Source organism: Streptomyces sp. NPDC002640 (assembly GCF_053592575.1).
The window spans coordinates 558048-576367 of the sequence record NZ_JBSFVZ010000001.1 but is presented as its reverse complement, the minus strand read 5'-3'; the positions used below and the strand labels follow the sequence as shown (position 1 = coordinate 576367).

General features: G+C 73.1%; 17 protein-coding genes. 2 read left to right on the top strand and 15 right to left on the bottom strand.

Features of this window, described 5'->3' with window-relative positions:
* Window positions 1-3 precede the first annotated feature (3 nt).
* A complete protein-coding gene (locus ACWD3O_RS02605) occupies window positions 4-945 on the top strand; it encodes an A/G-specific adenine glycosylase (RefSeq protein ID WP_451414622.1) in 942 nt (313 codons plus the stop codon).
* Window positions 946-1079: 134 nt separating this feature from the next.
* On the opposite strand, the gene ACWD3O_RS02600 is transcribed toward ACWD3O_RS02605, so the two are convergent.
* The 12 genes from ACWD3O_RS02600 to ACWD3O_RS02545 all read right to left on the bottom strand — a co-directional run bounded on the left by ACWD3O_RS02600 (window position 1080) and on the right by ACWD3O_RS02545 (window position 13908).
* Window positions 1080-1694 carry a M23 family metallopeptidase gene (locus ACWD3O_RS02600; RefSeq protein ID WP_451409763.1) on the bottom strand — a complete coding sequence of 205 codons (615 nt, stop codon included), beginning with the start codon at window positions 1692-1694 and terminating at the stop codon, window positions 1080-1082.
* A 519-nt stretch (window positions 1695-2213) separates the two neighbouring features.
* On the bottom strand, window positions 2214-4739 hold the full coding sequence (locus tag ACWD3O_RS02595; RefSeq protein ID WP_451409762.1) for an ATP-dependent Clp protease ATP-binding subunit: 2526 nt from the start codon (window positions 4737-4739) through the stop codon (window positions 2214-2216).
* A 586-nt stretch (window positions 4740-5325) separates the two neighbouring features.
* Complete coding sequence (locus ACWD3O_RS02590) at window positions 5326-5661, bottom strand: histone-like nucleoid-structuring protein Lsr2 (RefSeq protein ID WP_451409761.1); 336 nt, start codon at window positions 5659-5661, stop codon at window positions 5326-5328.
* A 259-nt stretch (window positions 5662-5920) separates the two neighbouring features.
* Window positions 5921-6454, bottom strand: a complete 534-nt coding sequence (locus tag ACWD3O_RS02585; RefSeq protein WP_451414621.1) for an amino-acid N-acetyltransferase — start codon at window positions 6452-6454, stop codon at window positions 5921-5923.
* Between the two features lie 9 nt (window positions 6455-6463).
* Window positions 6464-6883, bottom strand: a complete 420-nt coding sequence (locus tag ACWD3O_RS02580; RefSeq protein ID WP_451409759.1) for a BlaI/MecI/CopY family transcriptional regulator — start codon at window positions 6881-6883, stop codon at window positions 6464-6466.
* Between the two features lie 54 nt (window positions 6884-6937).
* A complete protein-coding gene (locus ACWD3O_RS02575) occupies window positions 6938-7108 on the bottom strand; it encodes a hypothetical protein (RefSeq protein ID WP_451409758.1) in 171 nt (56 codons plus the stop codon).
* A 26-nt stretch (window positions 7109-7134) separates the two neighbouring features.
* Window positions 7135-7908, bottom strand: a complete 774-nt coding sequence (locus tag ACWD3O_RS02570; protein ID WP_451409757.1) for a hypothetical protein — start codon at window positions 7906-7908, stop codon at window positions 7135-7137.
* 352 nt (window positions 7909-8260) lie between these two features.
* Window positions 8261-9058 (bottom strand): type III pantothenate kinase, encoded by a 798-nt coding sequence (locus tag ACWD3O_RS02565; RefSeq protein WP_451409756.1) that lies wholly within the window; start codon window positions 9056-9058, stop codon window positions 8261-8263.
* Window positions 9059-9069: 11 nt separating this feature from the next.
* Window positions 9070-10077, bottom strand: a complete 1008-nt coding sequence (nadC, locus tag ACWD3O_RS02560; RefSeq protein WP_451409755.1) for a carboxylating nicotinate-nucleotide diphosphorylase — start codon at window positions 10075-10077, stop codon at window positions 9070-9072.
* Window positions 10074-11876: an L-aspartate oxidase gene (locus tag ACWD3O_RS02555; protein WP_451414620.1), complete on the bottom strand. Its 1803-nt coding sequence runs from the start codon at window positions 11874-11876 to the stop codon at window positions 10074-10076. The genes nadC and ACWD3O_RS02555 overlap by 4 nt, the downstream gene beginning before the upstream one ends.
* Window positions 11873-12919, bottom strand: coding sequence for a pantoate--beta-alanine ligase (gene panC, locus ACWD3O_RS02550; RefSeq protein WP_451414619.1), 1047 nt, complete (start codon window positions 12917-12919; stop codon window positions 11873-11875). Before panC ends, ACWD3O_RS02555 begins: the two co-directional genes overlap by 4 nt.
* On the bottom strand, window positions 12916-13908 hold the full coding sequence (locus tag ACWD3O_RS02545; RefSeq protein WP_451409752.1) for a Rossmann-like and DUF2520 domain-containing protein: 993 nt from the start codon (window positions 13906-13908) through the stop codon (window positions 12916-12918). Before ACWD3O_RS02545 ends, panC begins: the two co-directional genes overlap by 4 nt.
* 230 nt (window positions 13909-14138) lie before the next feature.
* On the opposite strand from ACWD3O_RS02545, the gene ACWD3O_RS02540 reads away from it, so the two are divergent.
* Entirely contained in the window at window positions 14139-15296 is a 1158-nt protein-coding gene (locus ACWD3O_RS02540) for a threonine aldolase family protein (protein WP_451414618.1), read from the top strand.
* A 173-nt stretch (window positions 15297-15469) separates the two neighbouring features.
* Here ACWD3O_RS02540 and ACWD3O_RS02535 read toward each other — a convergent pair whose 3' ends face one another.
* The 3 genes from ACWD3O_RS02535 to ACWD3O_RS02525 all read right to left on the bottom strand — a co-directional run bounded on the left by ACWD3O_RS02535 (window position 15470) and on the right by ACWD3O_RS02525 (window position 18238).
* Window positions 15470-16102 (bottom strand): AAA family ATPase, encoded by a 633-nt coding sequence (locus ACWD3O_RS02535; RefSeq protein ID WP_451414617.1) that lies wholly within the window; start codon window positions 16100-16102, stop codon window positions 15470-15472.
* Window positions 16103-16207: 105 nt separating this feature from the next.
* Window positions 16208-16888, bottom strand: a complete 681-nt coding sequence (locus ACWD3O_RS02530) for a response regulator (RefSeq protein WP_451409749.1) — start codon at window positions 16886-16888, stop codon at window positions 16208-16210.
* 150 nt (window positions 16889-17038) lie between these two features.
* Window positions 17039-18238: a DUF7134 domain-containing protein gene (locus ACWD3O_RS02525; protein WP_451414616.1), complete on the bottom strand. Its 1200-nt coding sequence runs from the start codon at window positions 18236-18238 to the stop codon at window positions 17039-17041.
* Between the last annotated feature and the right edge of the window lie 82 nt (window positions 18239-18320).

Here is an 18320-nt window from a genome sequence, read left to right as displayed (position 1 = left end):
GCCATGACCGCACCCATGAACACCGGGCCGGCCGCCGCGCGCGACACCGCGCCGCAGGCCGCCCCGAGCACCGACGCCGCCCCCCTGCACACCCCCGTCATCGCCTGGTTCGAGGCGAACGCCCGCGACCTTCCCTGGCGCCGCCCCGAGGCCGGTGCCTGGGGCGTGATGGTCAGCGAGTTCATGCTCCAGCAGACCCCGGTCGCCCGGGTGCTGCCGGTGTACGAGCAGTGGCTGGCCCGCTGGCCCCGCCCCGCAGACCTGGCCGCCGAGGCGCCGGGGGAGGCGGTGCGGGCCTGGGGCCGCCTCGGCTACCCGCGCCGCGCCCTGCGCCTGCACGGCGCTGCCGTCGCCATCACCGAGCGGCACGGCGGCGAGGTCCCCGACGACCACGACCAACTGCTGGCGCTGCCCGGAGTCGGTGAGTACACGGCCGCCGCCGTCGCCTCGTTCGCCTTCGGGCGGCGTCACGCGGTGCTGGACACCAACGTCCGCCGGGTTCTGGCCCGCGCGGTGACCGGCGTCCAGTACCCGCCGACCGCCACCACGGCGGCGGAGCGCCGGCTGGCCGTCTCGCTGCTCCCCTCCGACGAGGGCACGGCCGCCCGGTGGGCGGCCGCCTCCATGGAACTGGGCGCACTGGTCTGCACCGCGCGGAACGAGAGCTGTCACCACTGCCCGGTCGCGTCCCGCTGCGCCTGGCGGCAGGCCGGCAAGCCGGAGCACGACGGCCCGCCGCGGCGCGGCCAGACCTACGCGGGCACGGACCGGCAGGTGCGCGGCAAGCTCCTCGCGGTGCTGCGTGCGGCTGAGGGGCCGGTCCCGCAGGCGGCGCTGGACGCGGTGTGGGACGAGCCGGTGCAGCGGGCCCGCGCCCTGGACGGCCTGGTCGCGGACGGTCTGGTGGAGCCGCTGGACGAGGGCCTGTACCGCCTGCCGGGCTGACGGTCGTCGCGCCGAGCCACGCCGACGGTCGGCGCGACGGCGCCCCGGAGAACGCGAAGGGCCCCCGGCAGCCGTGCTGCCGGGGGCCTTCCGCATGGTTCGGTCCGTCGCGCCGCCGCGCGTCACCGGGGTCGTCAGATCTTGACGCCCTTGGAGGCGAGGAACTTGGCCGGGTCGACGGCCGAGCCGTAGTTGGCGGTGGTGCGGATCTCGAAGTGCAGGTGAGGACCGCTGGAGTTGCCGGTGTTGCCGGACAGGGCGATCTGCTCGCCCGTCTTCACCTTCTCGCCGACCGAGACCTGCACCTTGGAGAGGTGCGCGTACTGCGAGTAGGTGCCGTTGTCGTGCTTGACGACGACGGCGTTGCCGTAGGCCGGGCCGTCACCGGCGCCCCAGCCGCCGGCCTTGACCACGGTGCCCTCGTGGACCGCGAAGACCTTGGTGCCGGTCGGGACGGCGAAGTCCTGGCCGGAGTGCTTCGACGCCCACATGCCGCCGTTCTGGGCGTAGCTGGCGCTCAGCTTGTACTTCTGCACCGGGTCGACCCAGGCGTTGCCCTTGGGGGCCTTGGTGCTCGCCTGCGTGGCGGCGGTGACGGTACCGGCCGCCGGGGCGCCGGCGGTGGCGCCGGCAGCAGTCGCGACTCCGGTACCGAGGACGACCGAGGCCCCGAGGCCGGCGGTGACGACCGCGGCGCGGGTGCGGAAGGTGGTCGTGCCGGCGGTGCGGAGCGTGACGTGCTTGAACATGGAGAACCCTTTGTTCGGGGACGGGATCGCCGCGGGAGTTCTGGTCTCCTGCCTGAGCGGGAACCGGTCTCGCCCTGCGGCCACTCCTTGGTAACCCGCCCAGGGCATCCCTGACAAAGGTGTGATCTACGACGCCTGGTAGTACACCGTGCACAGAATGACAAAAGCCCTCAAAGTTCGCTTTTCGTACTAACCGGACTCTGCGCTGGTGGGAAAGCCGTCCAGTCGCGCCGATCTGGGCCCGAGAGCCGCACCCGGCCTCCTACCGGGCTTCGTAGGTGACCTGGGTCGCGTGCGCCACCTCACCGGGGGAGCCCCGCCGCGGCCCGCTAAGTGTGGCCCCGGGCACAGCAGTTGGGAGGCGGTCGCGGCGGGTACCGGGCCGGGCCCCATGCCCCCGTGCCCCGTGCCCAGTGCCCCGTGCCCCGTGCTGTCCCGTGCCCCGTTTCCCGTTCCGCGGACACGCCGAAGGGGCCGGAGCGGATTTCTCCGCTCCGGCCCCTTCGGGTCACTCGGGTGTTACGCGTCCTTGCTCAGGTTGGGACCGCCGCCCGCGGCCTGCTCGACCGGCGGGACGTCCGGCAGCGCGGCCTTCTCCTCGCCCCGGAAGGTGAAGGTCTGGTCCTCGCCCTCGCCCTCCGTGTCGACGACCACGATGTGGCCCGGACGCAGCTCGCCGAAGAGGATCTTCTCCGAGAGCGTGTCCTCGACCTCGCGCTGGATGGTCCGGCGCAGCGGCCGGGCGCCCAGGACGGGGTCGTAGCCCTTCTTGGACAGCAGCTCCTTGGCGGACTGGGAGAGCTCCAGGCCCATGTCCCGGTCCTTCAGGCGCTCGTCCACCTTGCTGATCATCAGGTCGACGATCCGCAGGATGTCCGCCTGCGTGAGCTGCGGGAAGACCACCACGTCGTCGACGCGGTTGAGGAACTCGGGGCGGAAGTGCTGCTTGAGCTCGTCCGAGACCTTGTTCTTCATGCGCTCGTAGTTGGTCTTCGTGTCGCCCTGGGCGGCGAAGCCCAGGTTGAAGCCCTTGGAGATGTCCCGGGTGCCGAGGTTGGTCGTCATGATGATGACCGTGTTCTTGAAGTCCACGACCCGGCCCTGGGAGTCGGTCAGGCGACCGTCCTCCAGGATCTGCAGCAGCGAGTTGAAGATGTCCGGGTGCGCCTTCTCGACCTCGTCGAAGAGGACCACGGAGAACGGCTTGCGGCGGACCTTCTCGGTCAGCTGGCCGCCCTCCTCGTAGCCCACGTAGCCGGGGGGCGAACCGAAGAGACGCGAGACCGTGTGCTTCTCGCTGAACTCCGACATGTCGAGGGAGATCAGCGCGTCCTCGTCTCCGAAGAGGAACTCGGCGAGTGCCTTGGACAGCTCGGTCTTACCGACACCGGACGGACCGGCGAAGATGAACGAGCCACCGGGACGCTTCGGGTCCTTCAGACCGGCACGGGTACGGCGGATCGCCTTCGAGAGCGCCTTGACGGCGTCGTTCTGGCCGATGACCCGCTTGTGGAGCTCGTCCTCCATGCGGAGCAGGCGGCTGGACTCCTCCTCGGTCAGCTTGAAGACCGGGATGCCCGTCGCCGTGGCGAGGACCTCGGCGATCAGGTCGCCGTCGACCTCGGCGACGACGTCCATGTCGCCGGCCTTCCACTCCTTCTCGCGCTTGGCCTTCGCGGCGAGGAGCTGCTTCTCCTTGTCGCGCAGGGAGGCGGCCTTCTCGAAGTCCTGCGAGTCGATCGCGGACTCCTTGTCGCGACGGACGCCGGCGATCTTCTCGTCGAATTCGCGGAGGTCCGGCGGCGCGGTCATCCGGCGGATGCGCATCCGGGAACCGGCCTCGTCGATCAGGTCGATCGCCTTGTCCGGCAGGAAGCGGTCCGAGATGTACCGGTCGGCCAGGGTGGCGGCCTGGACCAGCGCCTCGTCGGTGATGGACACACGGTGGTGCGCCTCGTACCGGTCGCGCAGACCCTTGAGGATCTCGATGGTGTGCGGCAGCGACGGCTCCGCGACCTGGATGGGCTGGAAGCGGCGCTCGAGGGCGGCGTCCTTCTCCAGGTGCTTGCGGTACTCGTCGAGCGTGGTGGCGCCGATCGTCTGGAGCTCACCGCGGGCCAGCATCGGCTTGAGGATGCTGGCAGCGTCGATCGCGCCCTCGGCGGCGCCCGCACCCACGAGCGTGTGCAGCTCGTCGATGAACAGGATGATGTCGCCGCGGGTACGGATCTCCTTGAGCACCTTCTTCAGGCGCTCCTCGAAGTCACCGCGGTAGCGGGAGCCGGCGACCAGGGCGCCGAGGTCCAGGGTGTAGAGGTGCTTGTCCTTGAGGGTCTCGGGCACCTCGCCCTTGACGATGGCCTGGGCGAGGCCCTCGACGACGGCGGTCTTGCCGACGCCGGGCTCACCGATCAGCACCGGGTTGTTCTTGGTCCGGCGGGACAGCACCTGCATGACCCGCTCGATCTCCTTCTCGCGCCCGATGACCGGGTCGAGCTTGGACTCACGAGCGGCCTGGGTGAGGTTTCGGCCGAACTGGTCGAGGACCAGGGAGGTCGAGGGGGTGCCCTCGGCGGGACCGCCGGCGGTGGCGGCCTCCTTGCTCCCCGAGTAGCCCGACAGCAGCTGGATGACCTGCTGGCGGACACGGTTGAGGTCTGCGCCCAGCTTGACCAGGACCTGGGCGGCGACGCCCTCGCCCTCGCGGATCAGGCCGAGCAGGATGTGCTCCGTGCCGATGTAGTTGTGGCCCAGCTGAAGGGCCTCGCGGAGCGACAGCTCCAGGACCTTCTTGGCACGGGGGGTGAAGGGGATGTGGCCGGACGGGGCCTGCTGGCCCTGGCCGATGATCTCCTCCACCTGCTGGCGGACCGCCTCGAGCGAAATCCCGAGGCTCTCCAGGGCCTTAGCGGCGACACCCTCACCCTCGTGGATCAGGCCCAGGAGGATGTGCTCGGTGCCGATGTAGTTGTGGTTGAGCATCCGGGCTTCTTCCTGAGCCAGGACGACAACCCGCCGCGCGCGGTCGGTGAACCTCTCGAACATCGTTAATCGCTCCTCAGAGCGGTCAGGCAGTAAGGGGGCTGTCCCCTTCCTGTCCTTCCGCAGCTTAGTCCCGCAAGCGGGGACCGCTCATTCCAACTGCCGACACCGTCCTTGGCCTCCTGACCCGGAACGCCGACATCTGCTCCAACCCGATGGTGCGAGACGATGTTCCCGCAGGCCAGGCACTTACGTCCTCCACCAGTACGCCGATGGCGAACGGAAGGCCGCCTGATCCTGCGTGTCGCCCCCTCCCACTAGGGATGTCTTACCCGCATCGACCGGCGGTCCATGCGGCGCGGCCCGGTCGCCTCCGCTACGGGCGAACAACCTTGCGCCGCTCCGCCGACTCGCGCGCCCCCGTTCCGGTTACCCAGCGCGTTCGAAACGCGCCCGGTGTGAACAATCCGTGAGGAAGGGCGGGGGCCGCACGAGAGGGACCGGAAGGGGTCGGGAAGAGACGGGAGGAGACCGGGAAGGGACCGGGAAGGGACGCGCACCGGAACGGCGGAGAGCCACGCGGAACGGCAGAGAGCCGCACGGGGCGGCTCTCCGGCATCCGGCCGACGCCCGGCCGTCAACAGGTGTGTCAGCCGTTGGCCTTCTCGTACGCCTCGCGGATCTTCGCCGGAACCCGGCCGCGGTCGTTGACGTCGAGACCCTGCTCCTTGGCCCAGGCGCGGATCTGTGCCGTCTCCTGGCTGCTGCCGGCCGCCGCGCGCGTCTTCGTCCGGCCGCCGGAGGCGCGACCGCCGGTGCGGCGCCCGCTCTTCACGTAGGGCTCGAGCAGGTCGCGCAGCTTGTCCGCGTTGGCGGTCGTGAGGTCGATCTCGTACGTCTTGCCGTCCAGCGCGAACGTCACCGTCTCGTCCGCCTCGCCGCCGTCGAGGTCGTCGACAAGAAGGACCTGAACCTTCTGTGCCACCGCTATTCCTTTCATCGATAACCCTGGGGCGGCTCCGGGCGGAGCCGTTTCGCCGTCCCTTGTTATATGCAGTACTGCAGTACGCCGGAAAGCAAACCGCTTTTGCCCGAAAAACACAAACCCCCGGGAGAGGCCCCGCTCGCGAACGCGACCGAAAACCCGCCCGATCCGGACATAGGGAACCGATGAAGTGGGGAGGACCCGGAATACCTCACACCGTGAAGGCGTGGAGAAGACCGGCGGAGGCAACCGGAGAAGATCACAGATGCAGAAGCATCCGGCTGTTGCCCAAGGTGTTCGGTTTCACCCGTTCGAGTCCGAGGAACTCCGCGACGCCCTCGTCATAGGAACGCAGCAGCTCCGCGTAGACATCGGTGTCCACCGGGGTCTCACCGATCTCCACGAAGCCGTGCCTGCCGAAGAACTCGACTTCGAAGGTGAGACAGAAAACGCGGCGCACACCGAGCCAGCGGGCGGTCTGGAGCAGCTTCTGCAGCAACTGGTGGCCGACGCCGGCGCCCTTCAGCACCGGGTTCACCGCGAGGGTCCGCACTTCGGCGAGGTCCTCCCACATCACGTGGAGCGCGCCGCACCCGACGACCTCCGCGTTGTCGTCGCGTTCCGCGACCCAGAACTCCTGGATGTCCTCGTAAAGCGTGACGGTCGCTTTGTCGAGCAGCCTGCCGTCACGGGTGTACGAGTCGAGGAGTCGGCGAAGAGCCGGAACGTCGCCGGTCCTGGCCCTGCGGACGGTGAAAGCTTTGGTGCTGGCTTCGGAAGGCTCCACTGACATGTCCGGACGTTATCCCCCGGAGGCGTCGTCCGCCGACTCGGGGGTGTTCTCCGCGTCCGGGGCGGCGTCGGGGCCGTGCGCGATGCGAAGTGCGTCACGGACCATGCCGCGCTGGGCCTCGTTCATCATCCCGAAGAACGCCACCAGAGCGGCGGTCGGATTGTCGCTCCGGGACCAGGCGTCGTTCATCAGCGCGGCGGAGTAGGCGGCGCGGCTGGATACGGCCTCATATCGATACGCCCGGCCTTCGGCGTGGCGGCGTACCCAGCCCTTGCGCTGGAGATTGTCGAGAACGGTCATCACCGTGGTGTAGGCGATGGACCGGTCGTTCTGCAGATCTTCCAGGACTTCCCGAACGGTCACGGGCCGGTTCCACTTCCAGATCCGGCTCATGACCGCGTCTTCGAGTTCTCCCAAGGGTTTCGGCATGGGAGGAACGTTAGCCCCGGTACGCCCGGTAACAGGCGCGGGAAGTGCGGGGCGTCAGGACCCTTCGGTCCGGGGGGTGGCCTGGGCCTTGGCCAGGGCCGCGTCGACCGCGGCGTCCTCCTTGGCCTTGTTGACCCCGCCCTGGGTCTTGATGATCACCCTGATGACCCCGATGAAGAGGGCGGCCATCACGAACGGAGGCAGAAGCGCGGAGACGTAGTCCATGGCTCCAGGGTAGCCACCCCCCTCTCTCATCCCGCGGCCAGCCGCCCCTGCGAGGGCTCGTCCGGCGGTGAGGGCGGCGAGGCGGCCGGCTTCCGGCGCGGGAAGACCTCACCGGGGGTGGGGATCGGGCGCTCCGGGGCGGGGCGGTCGGGCTGCCGGGGCCCGGAGGGGGACGGTTCCGGGCGTTCCGCCGGGTCCTCCTGGTCGCCCTCCGCGCTCAGGCCGCCCGGCAGGGCCAGCAGGCGCATGCGGGCGGCGGGCACCGCCCGCCCGGCCGGCCCGCAGGGCTCGAGGTCCTGCGGGAACGGGCGCCGCACGGGGGGAACGGTCGCGGTGGCCGGCACCGGGACCAGTTCCGGGCGGGCGGCGGTCGCCGGTTGCGAACCCTGCGCGGGCAGGACGGGCCCCGGCACGGCGACGGGAGCGGTCCGCCCGGCGAGCGCCTCGCAGCGCCGCAGCAGCGCGGCGGCGACGAGATTGCCGCGCAGGGCCCGGAGGGCGGCCAGGTCGGCCTGTTCCGGGTGGTGGCCGGCGTCCAGGGCCTCCCGCAGGAGACCGAGGTACCCGGTGACGCTGCCCGGCAGCGCGGCGCGGTAGCGGACCAGGTCGGCCAGGAGGAAGGCGCGCTGCCGGGCCGCCTCCCGCGTCACCTCGTCGACCGCGTCGGCGAGCCGCAGGCAGTCCTGGACCTCCCGGGGGGAGGCGGGGCGGGGGTGAAGGGCGAGGGCGAGGGCACGGCGGAGCACGCGCAGCTCTTGCGGGCCGAACGCCATGCCGCGGGATCCGTAGGGCGTGGGCATGGCGCGACCATACGCGCCAATCAGACAATCATGGACATATTTCCATCGGCGTGCCGTCGGGACGCGTCCGACCGGGGGGTGGGCCCGTGACCGGACCGACCGGCGCGGTCGCGGGCGGGGGCGGGAGCGGGGGCCCTGGAGTTCGCGGACACGCCGGCGCCCCGGCTCCGTGGGACGGAACCGGGGCGCGGGTGGGGGCCGGCCCGCGGGTGCGAGCCCGCGGGTGCGGGCCTACGGATGCCGCCTGCGGGCCGGCGGGGCGCGATCTGCGGGCCCGGGGGTGCCGCCTGCGGGCCGGGGGGTGCGGCCTACGGGTCGGCGGGTGCGGCCGGTGGCCCGGCGGGTGCCGGGGTCAGGTGCGGCCGACGTTGCGTTCGTAGACCAGGCGCAGCCCTATCAGCGTGAGCCAGGGCTCGTGCTCGTCGATCACCGTGGACTCCCCCAGCACCATCGGCGCCAGTCCGCCCGTGGCGATCACCGTCACGTCGTCGGGGTCCTCGGCCAGCTCGCGCGCCATGCGTTCGACGACGCCGTCGACCTGCCCGGCGAAGCCGTAGACGATGCCGGACTGCATCGCCTCGACGGTGTTCCGCCCGATCACGCTCCTGGGGCGGGCCACCTCGATCTTGCGGAGCTGCGCGCCCTTGACGCCCAGCGCCTCCACGGAGATCTCGATGCCCGGCGCGATCACCCCGCCGATGTACTGGCCCTTCTCGCTGACCGCGTCGAAGGTGGTGGCGGTGCCGAAGTCGACGACGATGGCCGGCCCGCCGTAGAGCTCGGCGGCGGCGACCGCGTTGATGATGCGGTCCGCGCCGACCTCCTTGGGGTTGTCCGTGAGGATCGGCACGCCCGTCTTCACGCCCGGCTCGACGATCACCGCGGGCACGTCGCCGTAGTAGCGGCGGGTCACCTCGCGCAGTTCGTGCAGCACGGACGGGACGGTCGCGCAGATCGCGATGCCGTCGATGCCCTCGCCGAGCTCACCGCCGAGCAGCGGATGCGCCCCCATCAGGCCCTGCATCAGCACGGCCAGCTCGTCGGCGGTGCGGCGCGGGTCGGTGGAGATGCGCCAGTGCTCGATGATCTCGGAACCGTCGAACAGCCCCAGCACGGTGTGCGTGTTGCCCACGTCGATCGTCAGCAGCATGGCCCGCGCCCCTACTCCGTCTCGTTCTGCGCGGCGCCGGTGGCGTCCCGCAGGTCCAGGCCGATGTCCAGGATCGGCGAGGAGTGCGTCAGCGCGCCCACCGCCAGGTGGTCCACGCCGGCGTCGGCGTACACCTTGGCGTTCTCCAGGGTGAGCCGGCCGGAGGCCTCCAGCTTGGCCCGTCCCGCGGTGAGCGCGACCGCCTCCGCGCACTCGGCGGGGGTGAAGTTGTCCAGCAGGATCAGGTCGGCGCCCGCGTCCAGCACCTCGCGGAGCTGGTCCACGGTGTCGACCTCGACCTCGACGGGCAGCTCGGGGAACCGCTCGCGGACCGCGCGGAACGCCGCGGCCACACCACCGGCGGCGACCACGTGGTTGTCCTTCACCAGCGCGGCGTCGGAGAGCGACATCCGGTGGTTGGCGCCGCCGCCGCAGCGCACCGCGTACTTCTCCAGGGAGCGCAGGCCGGGCGTGGTCTTGCGGGTGTCGCGGACGGTCGCTCCGGTGCCCTCGAGGACGTCGGCCCAGGCGCGGGTGGCGGTGGCGATGCCGGACAGGCGGCACAGGAGGTTGAGCGCGCTGCGCTCCGCCGTCAGCAGGTCGCGCGTGCGCGTGGTGACCGAGAGCAGCTTCTGCCCGGCCTCCACCCGGTCGCCGTCCTCGGCGTGCCGCTCGACCTCGAACTCGTCGGAGGCGACCACCGAGATGACCGCCTCGGCGATCCGCAGTCCGGCCACCACACCGGCCTCGCGGGCGGTGAAGTCGGCGGTGGCGACGGCCTCCTCGGGGATGGTGGCCCAGGTGGTGACGTCCACGCCGCCGTCGAGGTCCTCGGCGACCGCCATGGTGGCGATGTCCTCGACCTCGGCCGGGTCCAGACCGGCCTCGGTCAGCAGCTCGGCGAGGGCGGGGTCGAGTCCGCACTCGTAGGCGTCGAACTCGTGGTCGTCGCCGGCACCGCAGGCGCAGCCGTCGCCGCAGCCGCCGCCGTCGGCGAGGGGGAGGTCGGAGGAACTCACTTCTTCACTGCTCCTGTGGAGGGGGTGGTGACCGGTGCGAAGCCCGGTCCTTCGGTGGTGTGCACGGCGAGCGTACGGCCCTCGCCGAGGCGGACGACCAGGTGGCGGCGCCACCGTTCGTCGTCCCGGTCCGGCCGGTCCTCGCGCCAGTGGCAGCCGCGGGTCTCCTCCCGGCGGCGGGCCGCCTCGACGAGGACCCGGGCGACCAGGAGGAGGTTGGCCGTCTCCCAGGTCTCGGTGCCCGGCACCGGCGTCTTGCCGCGGCCCTCGGCCGCGGCGGCGTGCAGCTCGGCCAGGTCCTCGGCCGCCCTCCGCAGGGAGTCGGCGGAGCGCAGGACGCCGGCGCCCTCCGTCATCACGCGCTGGATCGCGGAGCGGTCCTCGGAGGCGGGCAGGGGCTGGGTGGGAGCGTCCTCGGCCACGGGGGCCGGGGCGCGGGCGCCGGCCGGGGCGCCGGAGCGGGGCTCGCCGTGGTGGGACCGGTCGGCGGGGTCGTCGGGGTCGTGGGCGTCGTCGACGTCGGGAACGTCGGCCCCGTCGGCGCTGCGGGCGCTGGCGGCGATGTCGGCGGCGATCCGTTCGGCGTAGACCAGTCCCTCCAGCAGCGAGTTGGACGCGAGCCGGTTGGCGCCGTGGACGCCGGTGCAGGCGACCTCGCCGCAGGCGTAGAGGCCGGGGACGGTGGTGCGGCCCGACGCGTCGGTGCGTACTCCGCCGGAGGCGTAGTGGGCGGCCGGGGCGACCGGGATCGGCTCGTTGACCGGGTCGATGCCGTGCGCCCGGCAGGCGGCGAGGATGGTGGGGAACCGGTGCTCCCACATCTCCGCGCCGAAGTGGCGGGCGTCCAGGTACATGTGCTGGGCGCCCTGCTCGCGCATCCGGCGCATGATGCCCTTGGCCACGATGTCCCGCGGCGCGAGCTCCGCGAGCTCGTGCTGCCCGACCATGAACCGCACGCCGTCCGCGTCGACCAGGTGGGCTCCCTCGCCGCGGACCGCCTCGGAGACCAACGGCTGCTGGCCCTCGGCGTCGGCGCCGAGGAAGAGGACCGTCGGGTGGAACTGGACGAACTCCAGGTCGCTCACCTCGGCCCCGGCCCGCAGGGCGAGGGCCACGCCGTCGCCGGTGGAGACCGACGGGTTGGTGGTCGCGGAGAACACCTGGCCCATGCCGCCGGTGGCGAGGACCACGGCGGGGGCGTGGACGGCGCCGACACCGTCGTGCGCGCCCTCGCCCATCACGTGCAGGGTGACCCCGGCGGTGCGGCCCTCGGCGTCGGTGAGCAGGTCGAGGACCAGGGCGTGCTCGATGGTGCGCAGCCCGCGCGCCTGGACCGCCTCGACCAGGGCGCGGGATATCTCGGCCCCGGTGGCGTCACCGCCCGCGTGGGCGATCCGGCGGCGGTGGTGGCCGCCCTCGCGGGTCAGCTCGATCTCCCCGGCCTCGTCGGTGTCGAAGCGGGCTCCGGTGGAGATCAGCCGGCGCACCGCAGCGGGGCCCTCGGTGACCAGCAGGCGCACGGCCTCCTCGTCGCAGAGGCCCGCGCCCGCGACGAGGGTGTCGTCGAGGTGCTGTCCGGGGGTGTCGCCCTCACCGAGGGCCGCGGCTATGCCGCCCTGGGCCCAGCGGGTGGACCCGGCGTCCAGGCGCGCCTTGGTGACGACGACGGTGCGCAGCCCGGCCGCCTCGCAGCGCAGGGCGGCGGTCAGTCCGGCCACGCCGGAGCCGACGACGACCACGTCGGCGTCGATGGACCAGCCCGGGGCGGGGGCGGGCAGGCGTATGCCGGTGCGGGTCACAGGTCGTCTCCGTCTTCCGGGCCGGACTCGGGGGCCTCGCCGGCGGCGAAGGCGAGCGGCAGGTTGTCGATCAGCCGGGTGGAGCCGACCCTGGCGGCCACGGCCAGGACGGCCTCGCCGGTGTACGCGTCGGGAACCTCGGTGAAGTCCGCCGGGTCGACCAGCGCCAGGTAGTCCAGGACCAGCGGCGGCTCCGCCTTGGCTGCCTCGTCGAGCACCAGGCGGGCGGCCTCCCGGACGGCGGCGGGGCCGGACGTCCGGCCCCCGGCGGCGGCCAGCGCGTGAGCGTCGGCGGCCTCACGGGACTCGCCGAGCCGTTCCAGCGCGGCGGCGCGCGCCTCGGTGGAGGGAACCTCCTGGGCGCGGGCCCGCAGGGCCTCCAGCGCGGCGAGACGGTCCCGGCCCGCGAACAGGGCGCCGGACAGGGCCAGCGCGGTGCGCCTCTCGTCGGCGGAGAGGTAGCGGTTGCGGCTGGAGAGGGCCAGCCCGTCGTCCTCGCGGACGGTGGGGACGGCGACGATCTCCACGCCGAAGTTCAGGTCGCGCACCATCCGGCGGATCAGGGCGAGCTGCTGGGCGTCCTTCTGTCCGTAGAACGCGACGTCGGGGCGGGTGAGGTGGAGCAGCTTGCCGACGACGGTGAGCATGCCGTCGAAGTGACCGGGGCGGGACGCCCCCTCCAGGCGGGCGCCCATGGGCCCGGCGGTGATCCTGACCTGCGGTTCGCCGCCCGGGTAGACCTCGTCGGCCGACGGGGCGAACACCACGTCGGCGCCGGCGGCCGCCGCGATCCGCAGGTCGGAGTCGAGGGTGCGCGGGTAGCGGTCCAGGTCCTCGCCCGCTCCGAACTGCAGCGGGTTGACGAAGACGGTGACCACCACCTCGCCCTGCGGCCCGGCCGCGCGGCGGGCCGTGCGGATCAGGGTGGCGTGACCCTCGTGGAGGGCGCCCATGGTCATCACGACGGCACGGCGGCCGGTGCGGGGGCGGGTCGCCAGCTCGGCGGCGGTGTGCAGCAGCTCGGGCTTGCCGGCCTGGTTCATCGGGTGTCCTCCCCGTCGTCGCCGGTGGTCCCGTCGGTTCCCCGCGGGCCGTCGGTGCGGTCCGTGCCGTCCTCGCCGAGTACCCCGAGGAGGTCCTCGGCGAGTTCCGGCCTGAGCAGTCCCCCGGCCAGGGCGCGGTCGGCGGTGGCCCGGGCCATCGCCAGGTAGCCGGGCAGCATCCGCGGGGCGTGCCGGCGCAGCTGGTCGATGTGCGCGGCTACCGTGCCCGCGTCGCCGCGGGAGACCGGGCCGGTGAGGGCCGCGTCGCCGGAGCGCAGCGCGTTGTCCAGGGCGGCGCCCAGCAGGGGGCCGAGCATCCGGTCGGGGGCGCCCACCCCGGCCGCGCCCAGCAGCTCCATCGCCTGGGCGACCAGGGTGACCAGGTGGTTGGAGCCCAGGGCCAGGGCCGCGTGGTACAGCGGCCGGTGGCGCTCCTCGATCCACTCGGGTTCGCCGCCCATCTCCACCACCAGCGCCTCGGCGGCCAGCCGGAGCTCCTCGGGTGCGGTGACGCCGAAGGAGCAGCCGGCCAGGCGCTGCACGTCCACCGCGGTGCCGGTGAAGGTCATCGCCGGGTGCAGGGCGAGCGGCAGGGCGCCGGCCCGCAGGGCGGGTTCCAGGACCCCGACGCCGTACCGGCCCGAGGTGTGCGCCACCAGCCGCCCGGGCCGGATGGCGCCGGTGTCGGCGAGCCCCTGGACGAGGCCGGGCAGAACGTCGTCGGGGACGGTGAGCAGGACGAGCTCGGAGCGGGCCAGCACCTCTGCGGGCGTGACCACCGGGACGCCGGGAAGCAGCTCGGCGGCGCGGCGCCGGGACGCGTCGGAGACCCCGGAGACGGCCACCGGGCGGTGCCCGGCGAGCTGCAGCGAGGCCGCCAGCGCCGGGCCCACACGGCCGGCGCCCACGACGCCGACGGCGAGCCGCGCGGGGCGGTCCCTGGGGTCGGGGGGAGGGGAGTACTGGGGGTGCTGCGAATGCTGGGTCACGCGACGAGGGCCTTCCCGTTCCAGTCCGCTCCGGGTACCGGACGATTTCTCGTCATGTTAACGCGATCCCTTCGGCGGCGACCGGTTGTCCACAGGCTGTATCCGCCTTCCGCCCGCCGGTGCCCGACGGTGAGTTCTGCGGTGAGCCCTGCGGTGGACTCGCAGCCGGACGCGCGGAGGTTTTCCACAGGCTCCCGCACCGAACGTGGATCGGAGGCATGATCCCTCCCATGAACGACAGTGCGAACGACCTTCCGACGCGGCACGCCCGGCGGCTGGAGCTGCTCCGGAGACCCGTGCGGACGCTGACCCGGCCCGGCTTCCGGTCGACGCTGCGCGAGCGGCTGGAGGACCTGGTGAAGGAGGCGGCTGCGGTCCACGACCTGGACGAGCCCTCGGACATCTACGGCAGCGGCGTGGTGGGGACCCTCGAACACCGGGTGGCCGGTCTGCTGGGCAAGGAGGCGGCGGCCTTCTTCCCCTCGGGGACCATGGCGCAGCAGGTCGCGCTGCGCTGCTGGGCCGGGCGGACGGGGAACCGCGCGGTGGCGCTGCATCCGCTGGCCCATCCCGAACTGCACGAGCGGAACGCGTTCGCCGAGGTCAGCGGCCTGCGGTCGCTGCGGCTGACGGACGAGCCCCGGCTGCCGACGCCGGAGGAGATACACGGGCTCGGTGAGCCGTTCGGCGCGCTGATGCTGGAGCTGCCGCTGCGGGACGCCGGTTTCGTGCTGCCCACCTGGGAGGAGCTGACGGCCACCGTGCGGGCGGCCCGCGAGCTGGACGCGGTCGTGCACCTCGACGGCGCCCGCCTGTGGGAGTCGACGGTGCACCTCGGCCGGTCGCTGGACGAGATCGCGGGCCTGGCGGACTCGGTGTACGTCTCGTTCTACAAGTCGCTGAACGGCCTCTCGGGCGCCGTGCTGGCCGGTCCGGCCTCACTAATCGAGGAGGCCCGGGTCTGGCGGCACCGGTACGGCGGGCAGGTCTTCCAGCAGTTCCCGGCGGCGCTGTCGGCGCTGCTCGGGCTGGAGCGGGAGCTGCCGCGCCTGCCGGAGTACGTGGCGCACGCCAAGGTGGTGGCCGCGGCGCTGTCCGAAGGGCTGGCCGAGGGCGGGCTGCCGTGGGCGCGGGTGAGTCCCGAGCCGCCGCACACCCACCAGTTCCGGGTGTGGCTGCCGTACTCGCCCGAGGTGCTGGAGGAGACGGCGATCGCCCAGGCCGAGGAGACGGGTGCGCTGCTGTTCGTGGCCGACTGGACGGCCCAGGGTCCCGGCATCAGCTACCACGAGACGACGGTCGACTCCGCGGGGCTGGAGTGGCCCGCCGAGGAGATACGGGAGGCGGCCCGGGACTTCGCGGCGCGGCTGCTCGCGCGGGGCGCCTGACCGGGCGACCGGCTGACCGGCCGACCGACTGACTGACCGGCTGGCCGGTGGGCCCGCGGACCGGGAGACCGCTCGGCCGCGAGCCGCCTCGCCGGGCGCCGGACGCCGGGGCGGATGGGCCACGGGGGTCTGGCGCCGAGGGGGCGGGCGCCGCGGGGCGGTCGGGCGACCGGTCAGTCGAAGCGGATGTGCCGCAGGCCGACCCGGGCCCGCCGGTAGCGGTCGACGAGCGCTCCGCCCCGGTTGGGGCGCAGCGTGAGCCCGGCCAGCACGGCGATCCGGTCCGCGGTCTTCGGGACGGTGAAGTCGTCCGTCCACAGGTGCTCGGCGAACTCGGGCTCCTTGAGCCGCTCCAGCGTCGCGTCGAGCCGCTCGACGGCCCAGCTCTCGGAGCGGCGCAGCTTGCGCCGTCCCGCAATGTGCCCCAGCAGTCGTCCGAGGCCGCGTTCGCGCAGTCGCCGCAGCACGGTCTCCCGTTGTGCGAGGAGGGTGAAGTGCCGTACGTCGTGTCCGAGTTCGCCGAGCCGTCCGACGGTCTGGGCGAAGTACTCGGGATCCGTCACCGTCATCGGGGCGATCACCACGCCCTCGTGGCGGGTCAGTGCGAGGTCGAGCACCTCCACCACGCCCTGCCGCCACGAGGCCAGGTCCTGGAAGTCGCCGCGCAGATCGGGCGGCATCATCCGGCGCAGGCCGAAGCCGAGGTGCTCCGGGTCGCAGATCACGCTCCCGGGCAGCCGTCGGTGTATCTCGTGCGCGGTCTGTGTCTTGCCGCCCCCGAAGGGGCCGTTGATCCACAGGAGCATGCGCAGAATCTAGTGGCCGCACGGCCCGCGCGGGCCCGGTCGGGGCAATCCGCGGGCCCCGGGTCCGGGCGGGGGCCCCGCCGCGGGGTCGTCGGCGGTCCCGCGTCAGCCGAGTCCGCCGGCCCGGACCAGGCCCGTCTCGTAGGCGAGGACCACCACCTGGACCCGGTCGCGCAGCCCGAGTTTGGTGAGGATGCGCCCCACGTGCGTCTTCACGGTGGCCTCCGACAGCACCAGCCGGGCGGCGATCTCGCCGTTGGACAGCCCCTGGGCGACCAGCACCATCACCTCCCGCTCCCGCGCGGTGAGCCGGGCCAGTTCCTCGTCGCGGGCCCGCGACCGTTCGTCCGGGGCGCCCGGCAGCATGGGCGCGAACCGGTCCAGCAGCCGCCGCGTGGTGGACGGGGCGACCACCGCGTCTCCGCTGTGCACGGCGCGGATGGCGGCCAGCAGGTCGCCGGGCGGGACGTCCTTCAGCATGAAGCCGCTGGCCCCGGCGCGCAGCGCGGAGAACGCGTACTCGTCGAGGTCGAAGGTCGTCAGGATCAGGACCTTGGGCGCGCCGGGTTCCGCGCAGACCCGCCGGGTGGCCTCCACGCCGTCCATGCGCGGCATCCGCACGTCCATCAGCACCACGTCCGGCCGTGCCGTGGCCAGCGTCCGGAGCGCCTCCTCGCCGTCACCGGCCTCGGCGACGACCTCCATGTCGGGCTGGGCGTCCAGCACCATCCGGAAACCGGTGCGCAGCAGTGCCTGGTCGTCGACGAGCATCACGCGGATCGTCATCGGTTCCTCGGGTTCGGTGTCGGGGGCGGGTGCGGTGTCAGGGGCGGGGGCCGTGTCGGGGGCGGGTGCGGGTGCGCTGTGCTGTCAGGCGCCGTGCCGGCAGGCAAAGGGTCGCCGGGCGCGGTGCTGTCGCCGGGCGGCGGGCGGGGGTCAGAGCGCGGGTCTGAGGGGCAGCAGCGCGCTGATGCGGAAGCCGCCGCCGGGCAGCGGTCCGGCGTCGAGGGTTCCGCCGACCATGCCGACGCGCTCCCGCATGCCGATCAGCCCCTGACCGTGGCCGTCCGCGCCGCCCGCGGCGCACAGTTCGGGCGGCGCGCCCCGGCCGTCGTCCTCGACCAGCAGGCCGAGCCCGTCATCGAAGTAGACCAGCCGCACCCCGGCACCGGCGTCCGGGCCCGCGTGCTTGCGGACGTTGGTCAGCGCCTCCTGCACGATCCGGTAGGCGGTGAGCTCCACGCCGCTGGGCAGCGGGCGGGGGCTGCCCTCGACCTTGAAGTCGACGGTCAGGCCCGCGCCCCGGCACTGCTCGACCAGTTCCTCTATCTGCGCCACGTCCGGCTGCGGCACGTACTCGCCGCTCTCCGGCTGCTCGCCGGTGCGCAGCACGCCCAGCAGGCGCCGCATCTCCGCCAGCGCCTGCCGGCCGGTGACCGAGATGGTCTCCAGGGCCTTCTTCGCCTGGTCGGGGGCGGTGTCCATCACGTAGGCGGCGCCGTCGGCCTGGACCACCATCACCGACACGTTGTGCGCCACCACGTCGTGCAGTTCGCGGGCTATCCGGGCGCGCTCGGCGGCGACCGCGATCTTGGCCTGGCTCTCCCGCTCGCGCTCCAGCCGGGCGGCCCGCTCCTCCAGTTGCGCGAAGTAGGCGCTGCGGGTGCGCCGCGCGTCGCCGAGCAGCCAGGCGAAGGCCAGGGGCACGGTCTGGAAGACCATGATCACCAGGTTGCCCAGCAGGGTGGACCGCTCCTCCGGCCAACGCAGCTGCACCAGCGGCGCCACCAGAAGGGCCACGGCCAGGGCCACCCGGGAGGCCCGGACGCTCCCGGACACGGCGACGGAGTAGATCACCAGCAGCAGGGCGAAGTCGGCCGGGAACACGGGCACGCCGACCAGCAGCTGGACGCCACCGGCCGCGGTGGCGAGCATCAGCATCCGCTCCGGCATCCGGCGGCGCAGGGCCATCGCCACACCCATGGCCAGCGTCAGCGGCACCGTCGCCGACCGGTCCCAGGGCGCGCCCTCGGGACCGACGGCCGCCATGGTCACCGACACCAGGACGAGCAGGACCGCCCAGAAGCCGTCCACCCAGGGCTGGTGGGAGCGGAAGAATGCGTAGAGGCGCTGCACCCATACAGGGTAGGGATGTCAGAGGGCTGCGGGAGTCAGCCGGGCGGCCGATCCCCGCAGGCCGGACGTACGCCCGCAGGGG